Consider the following 18,316-nt stretch of genomic DNA (forward strand, 5'->3'; position numbering starts at 1 on the left):
ATGCGAGGATTGAAAGTGTTAGAGCGCCCTTTGCGCGTCCGAAAGGACGCACGGCGCTCTAATGAAACTAACGTCTTGAGGAGGTGTGCCGTGACTGATCCAGTTCTTTCCCTGAGAGGCATATCCAAGTGGTATGGGCCGCTCCAGGTTCTGAAGAATGTCAGCTTGGACGTTTATCCGGGTGAAGTGGTAGCGCTTCTCGGTGAAAACGGTGCCGGCAAGTCGACGCTATCCGGCATTATCGCCGGGTCACGCACACCATCCGAAGGATCGATGACATGGCTGGGGCAGCCTTATGCCCCGGCCACCCCGAGGGAAGCGATCGACAAGGGCGTCGTCCTTATCCATCAGGAGCTGCAGCTTCTGCCGCAGCTGTCGATCGCGGAGAACGTCTTCATCGGACGTTGGCCGATGAAGAACGGCGTCGTCGACCGTGCCCAGATGGTTCGCCGCGCTCAGGAGCAGCTTGCTCGCCTGAATCTTCACATACCCGCCACCCGCAAGGTCGCCGGCCTTTCCACTGCAAATCAGCAACTCATCGAGATCGCCAAGGCGCTGGCGCTCAATGCAAAGCTCCTGATCCTCGACGAACCGACCGCGGCCCTTGGTGGCGCCGAGACGGAAGCCCTTTTCGAACAGGTTAGAAAGCTTCGCTCAGGGGGCGTCGGCATCGTCTACATTTCCCACCGCATGGAAGAGATCAAGCGAATAACCGACCGGGTCGTCGTTCTTCGCGATGGCGAGCGCGTGCAGGAATTTTCCGACAGCGCAACACCGGTGCGAACGATCGTCGAGAGCATGGTCGGACGCCCGCTTGACCGCTTGTTCCCGGCCCTGCCGGTTCCGACAGACCATCCAGTACTCCAGGTGTCGGGCCTGAGCTCGCCGGACAACTCATTCCGTGACGTGACCTTCGATGTGCGGGCCGGCGAAATTCTCGGGATCGCCGGGCTGGTCGGCGCCGGCCGCACCGAGCTGGTGCGTGCAATTTCGGGCGCGGACCCGATCAGTGCAGGTTCGATCAAGCTGGAAGGCGAAGAGCTCAGGCTGCGCGATCCGGCGGACGCGATCGCCAAGGGCATCGTCATGGTCCCGGAAGACCGCAAGGAGCAAGGCCTGGTTGTTGGCCACCGGATCGGTGAGAACATTATCTACGCCAATCTTGACAAGCTGGGTGGGCGTTGGATTACCCCGCGCGTCAAGCGCGCGTTTGCGGAGAAGGCAGTTGCCAAGTTCGGCGTAAAGGGCCGTGCGGAGCAAAATGCCTCGGACCTGTCCGGCGGCAACCAGCAGAAGGTCGTCATCGCCAAATGGCTGATGCGCGATCCTAAGGTCGTCGTACTCGACGAACCGACGAGAGGCATCGACGTCGGCGCCCGAGCCGGCATCTACGACATCATCGTCAATCTTGCCAAACGGGGCGTGGCGGTCATCGTCGTAAGCTCAGACCTAGAGGAGGTTCTCGGCGTTTCCAATCGCATTCTTGTGCTTGCCCAAGGCAAACAGGCAGGCATTCTCAACCGTGACGAGGCGAATGACGTTTCGGTCATGGAGCTAGCTACCATCTGAACAGACAGAGAAAGGAAGAGCGGTGTCCGACATCACTCTGAACGCCCCGAAGCTTTTCGATCTTAGCGGCCAGGTTGCCATCGTAACCGGCGCTGGGAGCGGCATTGGGCAGCGCATTGCCATCGGCCTTGCACAATGCGGCGCCGACGTGGCGCTGCTCGACCGTCGAACCGACGACGGGCTGGCCAGGACGGCCGAACATATTCACGCCGCCGGTCGCCGTTCGATCCAGATCGCGGCGGATGTCACCAGTAAGTCTTCCCTTGCAGAGGCGGTAGAACGGACCGAGACAGATCTCGGCGTATTGACGCTTGCAGTCAATGCTGCCGGCATCGCCAACGCCAACCCGGCCGAGGAGATGGAGGAGGACCAATATCAGACGTTGATGGATATCAACCTGAAAGGCGTCTTCCTTTCCTGCCAGGCCGAGGCTCGCGCCATGCTGAAGAACGGACGCGGCGCCATCGTCAACATCGCTTCCATGTCGGGCGTGATCGTCAATCGGGGGCTGAGCCAGGCGCACTATAACGCCTCGAAGGCAGGCGTGATCCATATGTCGAAGTCTATGGCGATGGAATGGGTCGACCGCGGCATTCGCGTCAACACCATCTCCCCCGGATATACGGCAACGCCGATGAACACCCGTCCGGAGATGGTACATCAGACCAAGCTCTTCGAAGAGCAGACGCCAATGCAGCGAATGGCAGCGGTGGACGAAATGGTCGGCCCGGCAGTGTTCTTGCTGTCGAATGCAGCAAGCTTCGTGACCGGCGTCGATCTTCTCGTCGATGGCGGTTTCTGCTGCTGGTGACACGAAACGCGCATTGCCGGCAACTCGAAAACGATCTCGCTTCCTCCCTGGCAGAGATCGAGGCGCTGAAGGGGATAACGGGTAGACGGCGTGCGATATCGTCGTCTGCCCGCCCCTCACGCCGATCGAAAGGGCCTGTGGAACGGACAGAGGGTTCGGGTCTCCACGGGCTGCTGAAGTCTTCGGAATTCACCGAGATTATCTCGGCAGCCGCTTGAGCTCCAAAAATGATCGCAGGCCGGGTCGCGCGCCCAGATCGCTATCTATCCACGCTACCGGGAAGGAAAGAACATGAAACGCTTTGAGCAAAAGACCGTCGTGATTACCGGGGGCAGCCGCGGCATTGGCGCGGCCATCGCCAGGCGCTTCGCCCGCGAAGGCGCCAATCTCGTCGTCTCCGCCAACGAGGACCTTGTCCACGGCGTTGCCGATAGCATCCGAGCAGAAGGCGGCAAGGCGATTTCCTTCATCGGCGATGTCACCGACAAGGCAAGCGTCATCGCCCTTTACGATGCTGCCGAGAAGGAATTCGGCTCTGTCGACGTCTCGATCCAGAATGCCGGCGTCATCACCATCGCCCGCGTCGAGGACCTCTCCGAAAACGAGTGGGACAAGGTCATGGCCGTCAACACCAAGGGCGTCTTCCTCTGCGCCCAGGAGGCGATCGCCAGAATCCGCAAGCACAAGCGCGGCGGCCGCATCATCAACACCGCCTCCGGCCAGGCCCGCGACGGCTTCATCTACACCCCGCATTATGCCGCCTCGAAAATGGGCGTAGTTGGCATCACCCAGAGCCTCGCCAAGGAAGTCGCCACCGAAAAAATCACCGTCAACGCCTTCTGCCCCGGCATTATCGAGACCGACATGTGGGCGTATAACGACCAGGCCTGGGGCAAACTGCTCGGCAACTACGCCCCCGGCGAGTTGATGAAGGAATGGGTCGAAGGCATCCCGATGAAACGCGCCGGCTCCGGCGAAGACGTCGCCGGCCTGGTCACCTTCCTCGCCAGCGAAGACGCCGCCTACATCACCGGCCAGACGATCAATGTCGACGGCGGGTTGATCATGTCGTAGGTGGGATTCCGGCCTTACCTGCCATATGCCTTTCGCATGCCGCTCAAGGCGTTCGTCGCTAACGCTCCTCACCCCCCTCATCTGCCCTGGCGGGCATCTTCTCCCCGCTGGGGAGAAGGGGGAGCAAGCCGCCTTTCTCATTTCCATAAACGATGCCTTCAGGAAGGGCGGCACGCCGCCACGAGTCCCTTCTCCCCAGCGGGGAGAAGATGCCGGCAGGCAGATGAGGGGGGTGAGCGGCAAAGCCGCGAACGCGCTGAGCGAAAGCGAAGGGCAGCGACAGAGCACCACAACCAGCCCTCGTCCTGAAGTTTGGAGGCCAGAGGCCGGAGCCTCGAAGGACGAGGGCGGGTGGCTCGACCTCCGACATGCACCAGCCACCCCTCACCTCATTTACGTCCGACTGATCGAAACCCCGCCATCCGCCAGCATCGCCGTGCCCGTCACGAAGCTCGACATATCAGACGCCAGGAACAGCGCCGCATTGGCGATCTCTTCCGGTTGCGCCATGCGTTTCAGCGCATGCAGACCCTCCACGAAGGCGAGCAGGTCCGGTGTGGCATCCGGCGCGTTGGTGATGCTGGCCGGCGTGTCTGTGCCGCCGGGTAGTAGGGCGTTGGCGCGGATCTTCAGTCGCCCGAGTTCGGCGGCAAGTACCTGCACGAAACCGATCAGCCCCGCTTTGCTCGCCGCATAGGCAGCCATTCCAGGCATGCCGACGGTGTGGCCGACGAAGGTCGAGGTGAAGATCAGCGATCCACCACGCTCTCCCATCGCCGCCGACTGGTGCTTGGCGCCGAGGAAGGCGGCGGTGAGATTGGTTTCGATCGTCTCGCGCCAGCCCTCCGGCGACAGCCCGGCGACCGGCCCCATCTCGCCGAGAATGCCGGCATTGTTGAAGCCGATATCGAGCCCGCCGAAGCGTGAGACAGCCGTCTCGACGAGCCTTGCCTGCAGCGCCTCGTCCTTGACATCACCCGATATGGCGACGGCCTGCCCGCCCTCCGCCTCGATCTCGGCGATGACGGCATCGAGCGCGTCCTGCCGCCTTCCATTGATGACGAGCTTGGCGCCCTCCAGCGCAAAGCGTTTCGCCGCCGCGCGGCCGATGCCGGAGCTGGCGCCAGTGATGATCGCGACCTTACCGTTCAGAAGTGTCATGTCCGTTCTCCTCAGTTGTCGAGGCATCTGAGATCTCAAACATCAGCCGATGCAGCCACCCGTTTCCCGCGCGAGGAAAATAAAAACTGCCTATGGCTGATGATTTCGGTCAGAGCGACTGCGCCACAGCGGAGCATGTTTGAAGCCTTGATCGCCGCGCCGGCACGATTGATTTTCCTCGATGAAACAGGATCTGACACGTATCCCACGCACATCCCGGCGTTGACGTCTGCACCATTGTGCGCTGCATCATCGATTTATCCTGGGTGTGGCATTCATCCGATTCCCTTCAACTATCTTCCCGACTAAGAAGGGGCGCACAGGTAACGGGAATCTCTTCATGCCGCGGTCACGCAATACTGAGGGCGCCATCTATATGAGCATGGCGATGGCCGGCTTTTCGGCAAGCGACGCTCTCTCCAAATCGGTGATCGCCTACATGAACGCTGGCGAAATCATGTTCTTGCGCGGCCTTTTCACCAGCCTGCTGGTCTATCTGATCGCCTGGAAAATGGGCGCGCTGCGCTCCTGGCGCATCGTGCTCAAGCCGGTCATCATCCTCAGGATCATTTGCGAAATGCTCGCCGCCGTCACCTATATCACCGCGCTCGGCATGATGCCGATCGCCAATGCCTCGGCGATCCTGCAGTCGCTGCCGCTGGTCGTCACCTTCGGCGCGGCGCTCTTCTTTGGCGAGCCTGTGGGTTGGCGGCGCTGGTCGGCAATCCTCGTCGGTCTTGTCGGCGTGATGATCATCATCCGCCCCGGCCCCGAAGGCTTCACCGCCGCCGCCCTCCTCTGCGTCGGCTCGGTGTTGTCGACGGCCAGCCGCGATCTCGCGACCCGGTCGATCGACCCGGAGATTCCCTCGCTGATGATCACCGTCGTCACCGCCATCTCCGTTTCCTTCTTCGGCGCTTTGCTCATTCCCCTGCTCGGCGGCTGGCAATCGGTCAGCGCCACCTCGCTCGGGCACCTCGTGCTCGCCTCGGTGCTGGTGCTCGTCGGTTACCAGTCGGTCATCCTCGCCATGCGCACCGGCGAAATTTCCTTCGTTGCGCCGTTCCGCTATACCAGCCTGATCTTCTCGTCGCTGCTCGGCTTTTTCTTCTTCGCCGAAGTGCCGGACAGTTGGATGCTGGTAGGGGCTGCGATCGTCATCGCCTCCGGCCTCTATACGTTCTATCGTGAGGCCAAGCGCCGCGTTTCGCCGATCGCGCAGGAATCCGCGCCGCGCTCACCGGTATGACGAAGGTTCTGGGGCAGGATGATGGCTGAATTCTCGCTGGAAAAGTCCAAAATAGCAGGCGTCGTGCTGGCCGGCGGCCGCTCGCAGCGCATGGGCCGTGACAAGGCGGGCGTGATGCTCGGGGCAGAAAGCCTGCTCCGCCATGTCTTGACCCGCCTCTCGCAGCAGGTCGTCGCGGTTGCCGTCAATGCCGATGCCGCCGCCGAGCACGTCGTCGTCATCCCTGATCTTTTTCCCGGCAAGGCCGGGCCGATGGCCGGCATCCATACGGCGATGGTCTATGCCGCCGGCCTGCCCTCGATCAGCCATGTCGTCACCGTCTCTGTGGATTGCCCGTTTTTCCCGGCCGATCTCGTCGCCCGGCTGGCGGCTGCAGTCGAGCACCCGTCACAGATTGCCATCGCTACCTCCGAGGGCCGCAGCCATCCTGTCTTCGGCCTCTGGCCGGTGGCATTGGCCGCCGATCTCGAAGCTTGGATCGCCACCGACGAGAAGCGCCGCGTGCGTGACTTCCTGTTACGGCATGACGTTACGGAAGTAATGTTTCCGCTGCATCCGACCCGCGCCAGCCTGCTTGATCCCTTCTTCAACATCAACACGCCGGATGATCTCGTCGAGGCGGAACGCTGGCTGGAGGCCCTGCGCGTATGACCGCACCGAAGATCTTCGGCATTGCCGGCTGGAAGAATTCCGGCAAGACCGGGCTCGCCGTCCGGCTGGTGACCGAGTTCACCCGCCGCGGCTATAGGATCTCGACGATCAAGCACGCCCATCATGATTTCGACATCGACAAGGTCGGGGCTGACAGCTACCGCCACCGCCAGGCCGGCGCCCACGAGGTCACCATCGTCTCCGGCACCCGCTACGCCATCATGCACGAGCTGCGCGGCGACCCCGAACCCGAGTTCGAGGAGATACTCGCCCGTCTCGCCCCCTGCGATCTCGTGCTGATCGAAGGCTACAAGCGCGAGCCGATCCCGAAAATCGAGGCCCGCCGCCTGGATGCCGCCAATCGCCAACCGCTGGCGCCGAGCGATCCCCATATCTGCGCCATCGCCGCGGATCATGCCGTCACGGATACGGCGCTGCCCGTCTTCGATCTAGACGACACAGGCGCCATCGCCGATTTCATCGCAGCGATCGTCAGCCTTGAACAGCGCCCCTGAACCACGCGCGCTGACGGATCCGATAACTGGAGCCGTCTCGCGGGCCAGCGCCTTGGCGATTTCCTTGGCAAGCTGGGCCTGATTATAGGGTTTACCCAATCTCGGAATAGCGATGTCGGTGCCGGCGGGAAGGTCGGCATACCCTGTCGCCAGCACGATCGGCAGCCTCGGATGAATGTCCCGCACGGCCTCGGTAAGCTGTGCGCCGGTCATACCAGGCATCGAATAGTCGGTGATCATCAGATCGAAATGCTGACCGCTCCTGATCAACTCCAGTGCCTCCGCGCCGGAATTTGTCTCGACGACCTCATGGCCGAGATCTTCGAGCATGTCGACCGAACTCATGGCGATCAAGGCATCGTCATCGACCAGAAGGATCTTCAGTCCGGAGGCCGCCTGCAGGACGGGCCGCTCTGTCTCGGCCGGCCGCTCCGGGCATCGTTCGGTCGCCGGCAGCCACAACTCCGCCGTCGTTCCGACCCCAGGCTCGCTTGTCAGAAACAGTGCGCCATTGAGCTGAACGGCAAGCCCATGGATCATCGACAAGCCGAGACCCGTGCCTTTTCCGAGTTCCTTGGTGGAGAAAAACGGATCGACGGCCTTCTTCAGCGTCTCCGCGTCCATGCCGGTGCCACTGTCAGCCACCGCCAACACGAGATAGGCTCCGTCGCCCAGATCGCCGCCAGCGCCGACAACCTGTTCTTCGCGCAGCGATATGGACAGCGTCCCCCCATCCGGCATTGCATCCCGGGCATTGACCGCGAGGTTGAGCAGCGCCAACTCGAGCTGGTTTGCGTCGATCAGCGCCGGCGGCAGTCGTGCCGGGAGATTGGTCTCGATGCTGATCGAGGATCCGACCGAGCGCCGCAGCAAGTCGTTCATACCGGAGACAAGATCGGCCAGATCGACGGGCTTGACCTGCAGATCCTGCTGTCTGGCAAAAGCCAGCAAACGCTGGGTCAGCGCCGCTCCGCGTCGCGCGCCCTGAACAGCCCCCTCGACCAGACGCGTTGCTTTGGCATCTCCGGCCACGTGTTTGCCGAGCAGTTCCAGATTTCCGAGAACCACCATGAGCAGATTGTTGAAGTCGTGGGCAACGCCGCCTGTGAGTTGGCCGATCGCTTCCATTTTCTGAGATTGGCGAAGCTGCTCCTCGGCTCTTTCACGCTGGGCGACCTCCTCGAGCAGCGTCTGGTGGGCGGCGTTGACCTCCCGGGTTCGTTCCCTGACGCGCTCTTCGAGGGTTTCATTGAGCCGTCTCAGATTCTCCTCGATGGTCTTGCGGACGGTGGTATCGGAGCAGACCCCGACAAGCTTCCGGGCTGACCCATATCTGTCCGCATAAAGCTGGGCATGGACCTCGGTCCAATGCAGTGAGCCATCCGGCCAGATCGTCCTGTGCTCGATCGAATAGTCACGTTCGGTATCGATCGTCTGGCGCAGGCGTGCCAGCACAAGGTCGCGATCGTCGGGGTGGATGCTGGCGATCAGATCATCGCGCGTCACCTCGTCATCCGGCCCTCGACCGAAGACCGCTTTGCAGGTCGCCGAGGCCGACAGGGCCATCGTCGACAGCTCGAGCTCCCACGCACCAAGTCGGCCGGCGGCGAGCGCCGTCTGCAGCCGCCGTTCTCCCTCGCCCAGAGCCTCGAGCCGGGTGCGCGCTTCATACTGGCGCAGCCGGCCTTTCAGTGCGGTCCGCGCAACGCTGATGAAGGAGGTGGCATGGAACGGTCTCTCCAGAAAGGTCACGTTGCCAAGGACCTCGGAAAGTCTGGCGGCGGCGGGATTTCGTTCAGGCCCACCGCCGCGTGGGGTGAGGACGATGAACGGCAGATCGGACCAGCTCGGCTGGGCGGCGACCCAGGCAGCGATCGGTGTCAGATCACCGCCGCGGACGGCCTCCTCAGTCAGAACACCAACCGCGACTTCGTCATCGAGTGATGACGCGAAGAGGTTCAAATCGGTGACGGCTATCGATGTCAGCCCGGTCTCATCGATCAACGATGCCGCGACCTGGGCGTCGCGTCCGGCCGGGGCATAGATCAGGGCCTTCGGGTTGTGGAAATTAGGAATTGCCGCCGTCCTCGCTGCCGGTTGGCAAAAGCGGAGCGGACGTCGAGACGAATTCCGGAACACCGCTAAGCACGCCCTGGAAACCGACGATGGGCTCTCCGAATGTCAGGCCGCCGGCATCGATCCGATACTCCCGGATGGTGTCCTCGTGGTGGCCGGTCCTCTTCTTGATAACGGAGATCGCCCGCCGCACACGTCCCACCGCCTCGAAGTATCGCAGCAGGATGACCGTGTCCGCGAGATAGGTCACGTCGACGGGAGCCTTCATGTCGCCGACCAGTCCATGCTGGGCCACGGTGAGGAAGGTGTTTGCGCCTTGCCTGTTCAGATATTGCAGCAGCTCGTGCATATGCAATATCAGCGAATTCTCATCCGGCATCGAGGCCTGATAACCGTTGATGCTGTCGATGATCACGGTCTTCGCTCCCGATCTGTCAACCGAAGCACAGACGCGATTGGCGAATTCACCCGGTGACAGCTCCGCGGCATCGAGCTGCTCGATATGCAGCAGACCCTCATCTCTCAGCGCCTCGAGATCCATGCCGAGCTGTTTCAGGCGCGTGAACAGCAAGCCGAGCTCCTCGTCAAAAATGAAAACAGCCGCTTTTTCGCCGCGTGCGATCGCCGCCATTACAAATTGAAAAGCAAGGGTGCTCTTGCCTGTGCCGGCGGGACCAAGGATCAGCGTGCTCGATCCTCGCTCGAGCCCACCGCCGAGAAGTAGGTCCAGACCGGCAATACCGCTGGAAAGCTGATCGCGAGCATAACTTGTCCTGTGTTCGGCGGCGACGAGGCGCGGAAACACGACGACACCGCCGGTCTGGATGGTGAAATCGTGGTAGCCACCGCGGAAAGCCTGGCCGCGGTATTTCGTTACCCTCAAGCGTCGCCGTTCGGAACCGTAGTTCGGCGCCAGCTCGTCGAGATGGATGACCCCATGCACCACGCTGTGGACCGTCTTGTCGAGCGTGTCGGAGGTCAGATCGTCGAGGAGAAGCACGGTCGCCCCTTGTCGGGCGAAGTAATGTTTCAGCGCCAGGATCTGCCTGCGGTAGCGCAGCGAGCTTTGCGCGAGCAGCCTTATTTCGGAAAGGCTGTCGAGAACCACCCGGCTCGGCTTGACCCGCTCGAAAGCTGCGAAGATTTCTCGCGTCGACTCGCCGAGTTCAAGATCCGAAGAATAAAGCAGGCTTTGTTGCTGGTCGGCATCGAGCAGGCTTTCCGGAGGCACGAGTTCGAAGACCTCGATATTGTCGTCGATCACCATGCCATGCGATGCGGCACCCGCACGGAGCTCGCTGTCGGTTTCCGACAGGGTTATGTAGAGTCCCTTCTCGCCGAGCCGAGCCCCTTCGATCAGGAACTGCAGCGCGATCGTCGTCTTGCCCGCTCCCGGATTTCCCTCCAGGAGAAACACGTGGCCGATGGAAAGGCCCCCCGCCAGAATTGTGTCCAAACCGGACACGCCGGTCCGGGCCTTCGTGGCAGATGCAGCAGTATTCATTCATTGTTTCCTTCGGTTTCAAAAGTGAATTAGTGGCGAGTGGTAGAATGTCAAATCGCCGGCGCAGTATGCTTTCGCCCCCGGTAGAGAGCCTGTCGAGCGTTGCAATAGGGATTAGCACGGATAGCTGCTCGTTATTAGCGACCGGAGATAACGGCCTCTACCCTCGATAGCGAAGCGCATCGACGACGAGGGCAAATGCCGGCGACGCATGCCGACGGCTCGGATAGTAGAGATGGTAGCCGGGAAACGGCGGGCACCAGTCCTCCAGCACACGCATCAGCCGCCCATCGGCAAGATGCGCCTGCACGGCATCCTCCGGCAGATATGCCAGCCCCAACCCTGCCAGCACCGCGTTCAGCCGCAGCGCTATGTTGTTGAAGACTAACTGCCCCTCGACGCGAACCCTGAGCTCGCGCCCGCCCTTCTCGAACTCCCAGGCATAAACGCTGCCATAGGTCGGCAGGCGCAGATTGATGCAATTGTGATCGGTCAGCTCCTGCGGCATCAGCGGCTTCGGCTTGGTGTCGAAATAGGCGGGAGCGGCGACCACGGCCATGCACATGTCTGGGCCGATGCGCACAGCGATCATATCCTTCGCCACCTGCTCTCCAAGCCGCACCCCTGCATCGTAGCGCTCCGCGACAATGTCGGTCAGACCATAGTCGACGATGATCTCGACATGGATATCGGGATAATCAGGCAGGAGCCTCTCCAAGGCAGGCCAGAGGACGGTGTCGGCTGCATGCTCCCCGGCATTGATGCGGATAGTACCTGCCGGCTTCTCGCGGAATGCGCTCAAGGCAGCAAGCTCGGTCTCGATCTCGTCGAGCCGTGGCCCGATGGTGACGAGCAGGCGTTCGCCAGCCTCCGTCGGCGAGACGCTGCGCGTCGTCCGTGTCAGCAATCGCAGTCCAAGCCGTTCCTCGAGCCCGCGGATGGTGTGGCTGAGCGCCGATTGCGAAACCCCCAACTTACCCGCCGCCTTGGTGAAGCTCTGCGCGCGCGCAACGGCAAGGAAGGCGATGAGGTCGTTGACAGCAGGACGTGACATTTATGAAACTTTCTCATGAGTTCTTGCCGTTTATACCATCTAATCGCTGCCAGGCCCACGCGCTAAATAGCTTGCATCCCAGGCGGACGCCCGGCCCGCCCACCGGCCTGTCCACCCCCGATGTTGAAAGGAAGATAAGATGGACATCAAACGAAGCGGTTCGCAGCCTTCGGCCAAGGGACCAGCCGACTGGTTTACCGGCAGTGTCCGCGTCGACCCGCTGTTTGCGGTAACCAGCCCCGCACGTGCGGCTGGCGCCAGCGTCACCTTCGAGCCCGGCGCCCGCACGGCTTGGCACACCCACCCTCTCGGCCAGACGCTGATCGTCACATCGGGCTGCGGCCGCGTGCAGCGTGAAGGCGGCCCCATCGAAGAGATCCGCGCCGGCGACGTCGCCTGCTTCTCACCCGGCGAACGCCATTGGCACGGCGCCTCGCCGACGACCGCGGTGACCCATATCGCCATCCAGGAACAGCTCGACGGCAAGGTGGTCGATTGGATGGAGCACGTCACCGACGCGCAATATCAAGATTAGAAAAGGAAACGGCTATGCAGAAGCGTGAACTCGGAAAGAGCGGACTTCAAGTCTCGGCCATCGGTCTCGGCTGCATGGGGTTGAGCTATGGTTATGGCCCGGCGACGGATATCCAGGAGGCGACCGCGCTGATCCGGCGGGCCTTCGAACGCGGCGTGACCTTCTTCGACACCGCCGAGGCCTATGGCCCCTACAAGAACGAGGAGCTTCTGGGAGAGGCGCTCGCCCCCTTCCGCAGCGAGGTCGTGATCGCCACGAAATTTGGTTTCAACTTCGATGCCAATGGCGGCCAGAGCGGCATGAACAGCCGCCCGGAGCAGATCCGCGCGGTGGCCGACCAGGCGCTGAAGCGTTTGAAGACCGATGTTATCGATCTGTTTTATCAGCATCGCGTCGATCCCGACGTCCCGATCGAGGAGGTCGCCGGCACCGTCAAGGCGCTGATTTCAGAAGGCAAGGTCCGGCATTTCGGTCTCTCTGAAGCCGGCGCCCAGACGATCCGCCGCGCCCACGCTGTCCAGCCGGTGACGGCACTGCAGAGCGAATATTCGCTGTGGTGGCGCGAGCCGGAGCAGGAAATCCTGCCGACGCTCGAAGAACTCGGCATCGGTTTCGTGCCGTTCAGCCCGCTCGGCAAGGGCTTCCTCACCGGCGCTATCAGCGAGACCACAACCTTCGACAGCAAGGATTTCCGCAACGTCGTGCCGCGTTTTTCTCAAGAGGCGCGCAAAGCCAACCAGGCGCTCGTCGATCGTCTCGCCGAAATCGCTGCCCGCAAGAAGGCCACACCAGCCCAAGTGGCTCTCGCCTGGCTGCTGGTGCAAAAACCCTGGATCGTGCCGATCCCCGGCACCACCAAGCTGCACCGCCTCGAGGAAAACATCCAGGCAGCCGGGGTCGAACTGACCGCGGAAGATCTCGCCAGCATCGAAAGCGCGCTCGCCACCATCAAGGTGGAAGGCGATCGTTATCCCGCCCATTTGCAGGCAAGGGTCAACCGCTGAGAAGCGATGTCATCCCCAAGAGATCACCGAGGCCAGCCCCTTATCCGGCTGCCGCCACCTTCTCCCCGCAGGCGGGGCGAAGGGACCTGCCGCACCCTCTCGGTTCCCACCTCGCTCTCGCGGGGCACGTCCCCTCGCCCCGTTTTACGGGGAGAGGGTTAGGGTGAGGGGCAGCCCATCGGCGCGAACCGCACAGTTGTGGAGGATGACGCCCAGTAACGAACGAGGTCGATCACCAATTGCGTCATCGTCTCGGCACCGGTGCATTCTCCTGGAAAGCCGGTATCACCTCAAGCCTCGCGACGATCTCCGCGATATTCGGCCACCGGGCGAGATCGAAGCCCATGCGCCCGGCGCTGATTGCCTGCGGGAAGAGGAAGATGTCGGCAATACCCGGTCGATCTCCGACCGCGAAGATTCCCTCTCTGCGGCCGGCAATCATCGTCTCCACAGCCGCCATTCCCTCGCCGACCCAATGGCGGCTCCAGGCGGCAATAGCATCGGCATCGGCCTGAAAGGCCGCGCGCAAATGCAGGCCGATCCGCGGCGGCAGCAGCGCATGGATCTCGGCGGCGATCGCAAGCGCGATCGACCGCGCCAGCGCCCTGCCCTCCGCCGTGTCCGGCAGCAGCGGCGGTTCCGGCTGAAGCTCGTCGAGATATTCGATGATCGCCAGCGATTGGGTGATGAGGACACCGCTATCCGTCAGCAAGGCCGGCACCAGCCCCTGCGGGTTGACGCTGCGATATCCGGCCTGCCGGCTCTCGGCCTCCTCACCGAGAATGGTCACCGGCAGCGCTTCCGCCGTCAGTCCCTTCAGGGCGAGCGCGATCCGGACCCTCGATGTCGCCGAGGAAATCTCGTTCTGATAGAGCTTCACTGTCTTTCTCCTTGGTGATTTAGAACGGAGCGGCGGACGCCACCGTTAGCAAGCCCACAAGCGGCGAAGGCTCCTGAGAGCTTATGTCGTAGATGCACGGAGCGGCGAAGACCACCGCTCCCAGAATGCAGATGATCATCAATTTCATCAAATCCTCCATCGGCAAGGCCCGATTGGCCTCGCCCTGTTTGCCTTCAACGGGCAATCGATCCGTCAGGCAATGGTCAATTCGACATGGATATTGCCGCGCGTCGCCTTCGAATAGGGGCAAGTCCGGTGGGCCTCATCCACCAATGCCTTCGCGACGTCGGCTTCGATACCAGGCAGGCTGACCTTGAGGCGGGCCTGCAGGAAATAATCGCCGTCGCTCGCCCCGAGATCGACCTCGGCATTCACGGCTGTCTCTGCCGGAAGCCTGACCTTCAGTTTGCCCGCGGCAATGCCGATCGCGCCGATGAAGCAGGCCGACCAGCCGGCTGCGAAAAGCTGTTCGGGATTGGTGCCGGGCCGGGCGCTGCCGGGCGGCGAGAGCTTGATATCGAGCTGGCCGTCGTCGCTCTGCGACGCGCCGTCACGCCCACCGGTGGTGCGGGTCTTGCCGGTATAGAGAACCTTGTCGATCTTGGTCATGGAAACACTCCTGTTTGCGTCGCTTTGCGCGAGTGGTCGCTACTCGCGACCGGATCACCTCGGGCGATCGGGTTGAACGGAGTGTGGTTTGACTGGCTGGTACATCCGCCATGTTTCAGAAATCGGTAGAAATGTCACAAAACGTAGCATCCGCTATCCACGACATCTTTCCGTACAAAACCGTCGGAAAACTTCCGGCGGCTGCAATTATCACCGGAGGGTGACTTCGGCTGCCAGCCCACCGCCGACACGATTGTACAGCCGAAGCGATCCGCCGATCTTCGCCGTCAGCTGCTGGGCGATCGCAAGCCCGAGACCGGTGCCGCCGGTCTCCCGGTTGCGGGATTGCTCCAGCCGGAAGAAGGGCTGCATGGCAGCGTCGAGCATATCGTCGGGAATGCCCGGACCGCGATCCATCACGGTGATGACGATATCGTTTTCCGTGCTGTGCCCAACGCTGATTTCGGCAGCACCGGCAAACTTCAACGCATTGTCGATGAAGTTCGACAGGATGCGGCGAAGGGCGTGCGGCTTGGTGAGGGCGGCGCCCTGAACCAGGCCGACAACGGCGACGGCCTTGCCGGTATCCTGGTAGTCGTAGGCTATGCTGTCGATGAACGAGGCGAGATCGATGCGGGCGCTCTTCTCGCCATTGCCGTGGGCGCTGCGGGCATAAGCTATGCCGTCCTGGACGAGGCGCTGGATCTCGCCGAGATCGTGCACCAGCTTGTCCTTCTCAGGCGAGTCTTCCGCCATGTCGGCGCGCAGCCGCATGCGAGTAATCGGCGTCTGCAGGTCATGCGAGATGGCCGCCAATATCTGCACCCGCTCTTCGAGGTAATGGGCAATCCTGTCCCGCATCGCGTTGAAGGCGCGTGCCGCATGCGCAACCTCGCTCGGCCCCGTTTCGCTCAAGGCCGAGCCATCCTTGTTGGGATCCAGGGCATCGGCGGCCGCGGCAAGCGCGCCGAGCGGCCGGATCGCCTGGCGGACGGCATACCAGGTACAGAGGATGAGCAGCGCCATCTGGACGGCGAAGACATAGGGCAGCCATGCGGCGATCGGCATGACGCCCTTCGGTGTGACGTCGATCGTCAGCGGGCTTCCGTCGCTCAGCGTCAGATGCGCCTGCAACCGGTTCACCTCGCCCGGAATCCGTTCGATCCGGATCGGAAAGCGATGCCCGATCGCCTCCTCGATCTTGCCTGCGATCTCGCCCCCCTTGCTCGATGTGTCCGGCACGCCCGAAAGCCCAGGTCCGAGCACGAAGCGGTAGTTGCCGCGGCCGAGCCGATCCAGCAGATCACCGCGTTCGCCCGGCGGAAGCCGGTCGAGAACGGCAATCGACGTCGCAACATCGTTCTCCAGCGTGCCGAGCATCACCGCCTTGGCCGACATGGTGCGCTCCATATAGAGCACGCTGAACGACAGCCCGTAGGCCAGCGCCAGGCCGATCAGCAGGATGAGGAAGATCCGCGATCGCAACGTGCTCGGCCACATCGAGCCCGAAAGCAAAGCGATCGCCGCCCTCATTGACGCGGCTCCGAGATTTCCACCGGAACCGAAAACACATAACCTTCGCTGCGCACCGTCTTGATGTAGATCGGTTCGCGAGCATCGTCGCCGAGCCGCTGCCGCAGGCGGCTGACCAGCAGATCGATCGAACGATCGAAGAGATCGGCGTCGCGGCCCTGCGTCAGGCTGAGCAGCTGGTCGCGGTTGAGCACCCGCTGCGGATGGTCGATGAAGACGCGAAGCAGACGGTATTCGGCGCCGCTGAGCGCAATCGCCGTTCCCTCCCTGTCGAGAAGATGCCGGCCGACCGTATCGAGCCGCCAGTCGCCGAAAGTCAACAACTGTCCTGCCTCGCTGATCTGCAGGTTGGGCGGCAGCATTCGCGTCCGCCGCAGCACCGCCTTGATGCGGGCAAGAAGCTCGCGTGCGGCAAAGGGCTTGGCAAGATAGTCGTCGGCGCCCATCTCCAGCCCGAGAACCCTGTCCATCTCGTCGGTCCGCGCCGTCAGCATCAGGACCGGGATCGCCTTATGCCGCCCTGCCCGCAGTTCGCGGCAGAGCACCAGCCCGTCGTCGCCGGGCATCATCACGTCGAGCACGATCAGGTCGACGGCATTGCCTTCGAGAAAGCTGCGCATCTGCCGCCCGTCTGCCGCCACACTTGTCCTCAGGCCGTTCTTCTGCAGATAGCCCGATACCAGCTCGCGGATTTCACGATCGTCGTCGACGACCAGGATGTGATCGACATGATCCATTTTTCCCTACCCTTACCGATACCAGCGGCCGCGCCCTCCGCCCCGATGATCGAGGCGGCTGACGCGACCTACGCATATTCCGCCGGCCGGAGCAACGCGCCAGCGGCGTCGATCAAAAGCGGTCGACGTCGATGACCGCCTGGGCGAAGGCCTGCGGCGCTTCCTGCGGCAGATTGTGGCCGATGCCGCCGTTAATCGTGCGATGCTCGTATTTGCCGGAAAATTTTCCGGCATAGGCAGAAGGCTGCGGATGCGGCGCGCCGTTGGCATCCCCCTCCATGGTGATCGTCGGCACCGAAATCATCGGCAGTGCGGCAAGCCTCGTCTCGTAGTCGTCATACTTGGCCTCGCCTTCAACAAGTCCGAGGCGCCAGCGGTAATTGTGAATGACAATTTCGACATGGTCAGGATTGTCGAAGGCTGCGGCCGATTTGTCGAAGGTCGCATCGTCGAAATTCCACTTTGGCGACGCGGTCTGCCAGATGAGCTTTGCGAAATCATGGGTATTGCTCGCGTAACCCTCACGACCACGTTCGGTTGCAAAATAAAACTGGTACCACCAAGCCAGTTCCGCCTTCGGCGGCAACGGCTTCTTGTTGGCCTCCTGGCTGCCGATCAGGTAGCCGCTCACCGACACCATCGCCTTGCAGCGCTCCGGCCACAATGCCGCCATAATGTTGGCGGTCCGCCCGCCCCAGTCATAGCCGGCAATCACCGCCTTCTCGATATCGAGCGCATCGAGCAGCGCGATCATATCGGCAGCCAGCGCCGACGGCTGGCCGTTGCGGGCTGTTGCTTGGTCCAGAAACCTCGTCGTGCCGTAACCGCGCAGATAAGGCACGATCACCCGGTAGCCCGCAGAGGCAAGCAGCGGCGCGACGTCGACGAAACTATAGATGTCGTATGGCCAGCCATGCAGCAGCAGCACGACCGGGCCATCCGCCTTGCCCGCCTCGGCATAACCGATATCCAGCACCCCGGCATTCACCTGCTTCAGCGCTTCGAAGGACGTGTTGGTTCCGGCCTTCACCGCAGGCAGGGACGCGGCGGGCGCGGATTGAGCCGCGGCCGTGCCGGCCACGCCGAATTCGACTGCCGCAAGCGCGACTGCGGTCATGCCGAAGAAACGGCGGCGGTTGTGGTTGATTTGCTCTGACATCGGTCTCTCCTGTCGAATGGATCACGGTGCTTATATGATGCAGCGCTTGTATCCGCCATATGTCGCAAGGTATCGGTTTTGAATGCGGATGTAGCTTCCAGCCGCCGGGATACATTCTGATACGATCGCCGCGCCCGAGCAAAGCCTCGCATCGACAGCCATCATTTTCGCCGC

Annotated in this window: 17 protein-coding genes; 8 read left to right on the top strand and 9 right to left on the bottom strand. The window is 62.3% G+C overall.

Going from position 1 to position 18,316, the window contains the following annotated elements; genetic code table 11:
• Positions 1-90: 90 nt before the first annotated feature.
• The 3 genes from RCCGE510_RS09785 (at position 91) to RCCGE510_RS09795 (ending at position 3,454) form a co-directional block, all read left to right on the top strand.
• Positions 91-1,569, top strand: coding sequence for a sugar ABC transporter ATP-binding protein (locus RCCGE510_RS09785; protein WP_007629479.1), 1,479 nt, complete (start codon positions 91-93; stop codon positions 1,567-1,569).
• A gap of 22 nt (positions 1,570-1,591) precedes the next feature.
• Positions 1,592-2,380 carry an SDR family oxidoreductase gene (locus RCCGE510_RS09790; RefSeq protein ID WP_007629480.1) on the top strand — a complete coding sequence of 263 codons (789 nt, stop codon included), beginning with the start codon at positions 1,592-1,594 and terminating at the stop codon, positions 2,378-2,380.
• 291 nt (positions 2,381-2,671) lie between these two features.
• Complete coding sequence (locus RCCGE510_RS09795; RefSeq protein WP_007629482.1) at positions 2,672-3,454, top strand: glucose 1-dehydrogenase; 783 nt, start codon at positions 2,672-2,674, stop codon at positions 3,452-3,454.
• 393 nt (positions 3,455-3,847) lie between these two features.
• On the opposite strand, the gene RCCGE510_RS09805 is transcribed toward RCCGE510_RS09795, so the two are convergent.
• Positions 3,848-4,615 (bottom strand): SDR family oxidoreductase, encoded by a 768-nt coding sequence (locus RCCGE510_RS09805; RefSeq protein WP_007629487.1) that lies wholly within the window; start codon positions 4,613-4,615, stop codon positions 3,848-3,850.
• 340 nt (positions 4,616-4,955) lie between these two features.
• Between RCCGE510_RS09805 and RCCGE510_RS09810 the strand changes: the two genes are divergently transcribed.
• Genes RCCGE510_RS09810 through mobB form a run of 3 tightly spaced genes read left to right on the top strand, consistent with a single transcriptional unit; the run spans position 4,956 to position 7,030 of the window.
• On the top strand, positions 4,956-5,864 hold the full coding sequence (locus RCCGE510_RS09810; RefSeq protein ID WP_007629488.1) for a DMT family transporter: 909 nt from the start codon (positions 4,956-4,958) through the stop codon (positions 5,862-5,864).
• Positions 5,865-5,885: 21 nt separating this feature from the next.
• Entirely contained in the window at positions 5,886-6,515 is a 630-nt protein-coding gene (mobA, locus tag RCCGE510_RS09815; protein WP_037078232.1) for a molybdenum cofactor guanylyltransferase MobA, read from the top strand.
• Positions 6,512-7,030, top strand: coding sequence for a molybdopterin-guanine dinucleotide biosynthesis protein B (gene mobB, locus RCCGE510_RS09820; RefSeq protein ID WP_007629490.1), 519 nt, complete (start codon positions 6,512-6,514; stop codon positions 7,028-7,030). The genes mobA and mobB overlap by 4 nt, the downstream gene beginning before the upstream one ends.
• Here the strand turns inward: mobB and RCCGE510_RS09825 are convergent.
• The 3 genes from RCCGE510_RS09825 to RCCGE510_RS09835 form a co-directional block, all read right to left on the bottom strand.
• On the bottom strand, positions 6,965-9,106 hold the full coding sequence (locus RCCGE510_RS09825; protein WP_081525696.1) for an ATP-binding protein: 2,142 nt from the start codon (positions 9,104-9,106) through the stop codon (positions 6,965-6,967). The two genes, mobB and RCCGE510_RS09825, sit on opposite strands and share 66 nt — an antisense overlap.
• On the bottom strand, positions 9,099-10,610 hold the full coding sequence (locus RCCGE510_RS09830) for an ATPase domain-containing protein (protein ID WP_007629495.1): 1,512 nt from the start codon (positions 10,608-10,610) through the stop codon (positions 9,099-9,101). The genes RCCGE510_RS09825 and RCCGE510_RS09830 overlap by 8 nt, the downstream gene beginning before the upstream one ends.
• A 160-nt stretch (positions 10,611-10,770) precedes the next feature.
• Complete coding sequence (locus tag RCCGE510_RS09835; RefSeq protein ID WP_007629496.1) at positions 10,771-11,664, bottom strand: LysR family transcriptional regulator; 894 nt, start codon at positions 11,662-11,664, stop codon at positions 10,771-10,773.
• Between the two features lie 139 nt (positions 11,665-11,803).
• On the opposite strand from RCCGE510_RS09835, the gene RCCGE510_RS09840 reads away from it, so the two are divergent.
• Together RCCGE510_RS09840 and RCCGE510_RS09845 are read left to right on the top strand one after the other, a co-directional pair.
• Complete coding sequence (locus tag RCCGE510_RS09840; RefSeq protein WP_007629498.1) at positions 11,804-12,199, top strand: cupin domain-containing protein; 396 nt, start codon at positions 11,804-11,806, stop codon at positions 12,197-12,199.
• 14 nt (positions 12,200-12,213) lie between these two features.
• Complete coding sequence (locus RCCGE510_RS09845) at positions 12,214-13,203, top strand: aldo/keto reductase (protein ID WP_007629499.1); 990 nt, start codon at positions 12,214-12,216, stop codon at positions 13,201-13,203.
• Positions 13,204-13,447: 244 nt separating this feature from the next.
• Here the strand turns inward: RCCGE510_RS09845 and maiA are convergent, their stop codons facing one another.
• The 5 genes from maiA to RCCGE510_RS09875 form a co-directional block, all read right to left on the bottom strand.
• Complete coding sequence (gene maiA, locus RCCGE510_RS09850) at positions 13,448-14,083, bottom strand: maleylacetoacetate isomerase (RefSeq protein WP_007629500.1); 636 nt, start codon at positions 14,081-14,083, stop codon at positions 13,448-13,450.
• 213 nt (positions 14,084-14,296) lie between these two features.
• The gene (locus tag RCCGE510_RS09860; protein WP_007629502.1) at positions 14,297-14,713 is read right to left on the bottom strand and encodes an organic hydroperoxide resistance protein; all 417 of its coding nucleotides are present in this window, start codon (positions 14,711-14,713) and stop codon (positions 14,297-14,299) included.
• A 210-nt stretch (positions 14,714-14,923) separates the two neighbouring features.
• Positions 14,924-16,246 (bottom strand): HAMP domain-containing sensor histidine kinase, encoded by a 1,323-nt coding sequence (locus RCCGE510_RS09865; RefSeq protein WP_007629503.1) that lies wholly within the window; start codon positions 16,244-16,246, stop codon positions 14,924-14,926.
• Positions 16,243-16,983: a response regulator gene (locus RCCGE510_RS09870; protein ID WP_007629505.1), complete on the bottom strand. Its 741-nt coding sequence runs from the start codon at positions 16,981-16,983 to the stop codon at positions 16,243-16,245. Before RCCGE510_RS09870 ends, RCCGE510_RS09865 begins: the two co-directional genes overlap by 4 nt.
• Before the next feature lie 112 nt (positions 16,984-17,095).
• Complete coding sequence (locus RCCGE510_RS09875; RefSeq protein WP_007629507.1) at positions 17,096-18,142, bottom strand: alpha/beta hydrolase; 1,047 nt, start codon at positions 18,140-18,142, stop codon at positions 17,096-17,098.
• Positions 18,143-18,316 lie beyond the last annotated feature (174 nt).

This window comes from Rhizobium sp. CCGE 510, from assembly GCF_000292525.1.
Classification (GTDB): Bacteria; Pseudomonadota; Alphaproteobacteria; order Rhizobiales; family Rhizobiaceae; genus Rhizobium.

Coding starts and splice junctions, on each gene's coding strand:
- RCCGE510_RS09795 (WP_007629482.1), top strand. CDS start 2,672: ATGAAACGCTTTGAGCAAAAGACCGTCGTGATTACCGGGGGCAGCCGC.
- RCCGE510_RS09805 (WP_007629487.1), bottom strand. CDS start 4,615: ATGACACTTCTGAACGGTAAGGTCGCGATCATCACTGGCGCCAGCTCC.
- RCCGE510_RS09810 (WP_007629488.1), top strand. CDS start 4,956: ATGCCGCGGTCACGCAATACTGAGGGCGCCATCTATATGAGCATGGCG.
- mobA (WP_037078232.1), top strand. CDS start 5,886: ATGGCTGAATTCTCGCTGGAAAAGTCCAAAATAGCAGGCGTCGTGCTG.
- mobB (WP_007629490.1), top strand. CDS start 6,512: ATGACCGCACCGAAGATCTTCGGCATTGCCGGCTGGAAGAATTCCGGC.
- RCCGE510_RS09830 (WP_007629495.1), bottom strand. CDS start 10,610: ATGAATACTGCTGCATCTGCCACGAAGGCCCGGACCGGCGTGTCCGGT.
- RCCGE510_RS09835 (WP_007629496.1), bottom strand. CDS start 11,664: ATGTCACGTCCTGCTGTCAACGACCTCATCGCCTTCCTTGCCGTTGCG.
- RCCGE510_RS09840 (WP_007629498.1), top strand. CDS start 11,804: ATGGACATCAAACGAAGCGGTTCGCAGCCTTCGGCCAAGGGACCAGCC.
- RCCGE510_RS09845 (WP_007629499.1), top strand. CDS start 12,214: ATGCAGAAGCGTGAACTCGGAAAGAGCGGACTTCAAGTCTCGGCCATC.
- RCCGE510_RS09860 (WP_007629502.1), bottom strand. CDS start 14,713: ATGACCAAGATCGACAAGGTTCTCTATACCGGCAAGACCCGCACCACC.
- RCCGE510_RS09865 (WP_007629503.1), bottom strand. CDS start 16,246: ATGAGGGCGGCGATCGCTTTGCTTTCGGGCTCGATGTGGCCGAGCACG.
- RCCGE510_RS09870 (WP_007629505.1), bottom strand. CDS start 16,983: ATGGATCATGTCGATCACATCCTGGTCGTCGACGACGATCGTGAAATC.
- RCCGE510_RS09875 (WP_007629507.1), bottom strand. CDS start 18,142: ATGTCAGAGCAAATCAACCACAACCGCCGCCGTTTCTTCGGCATGACC.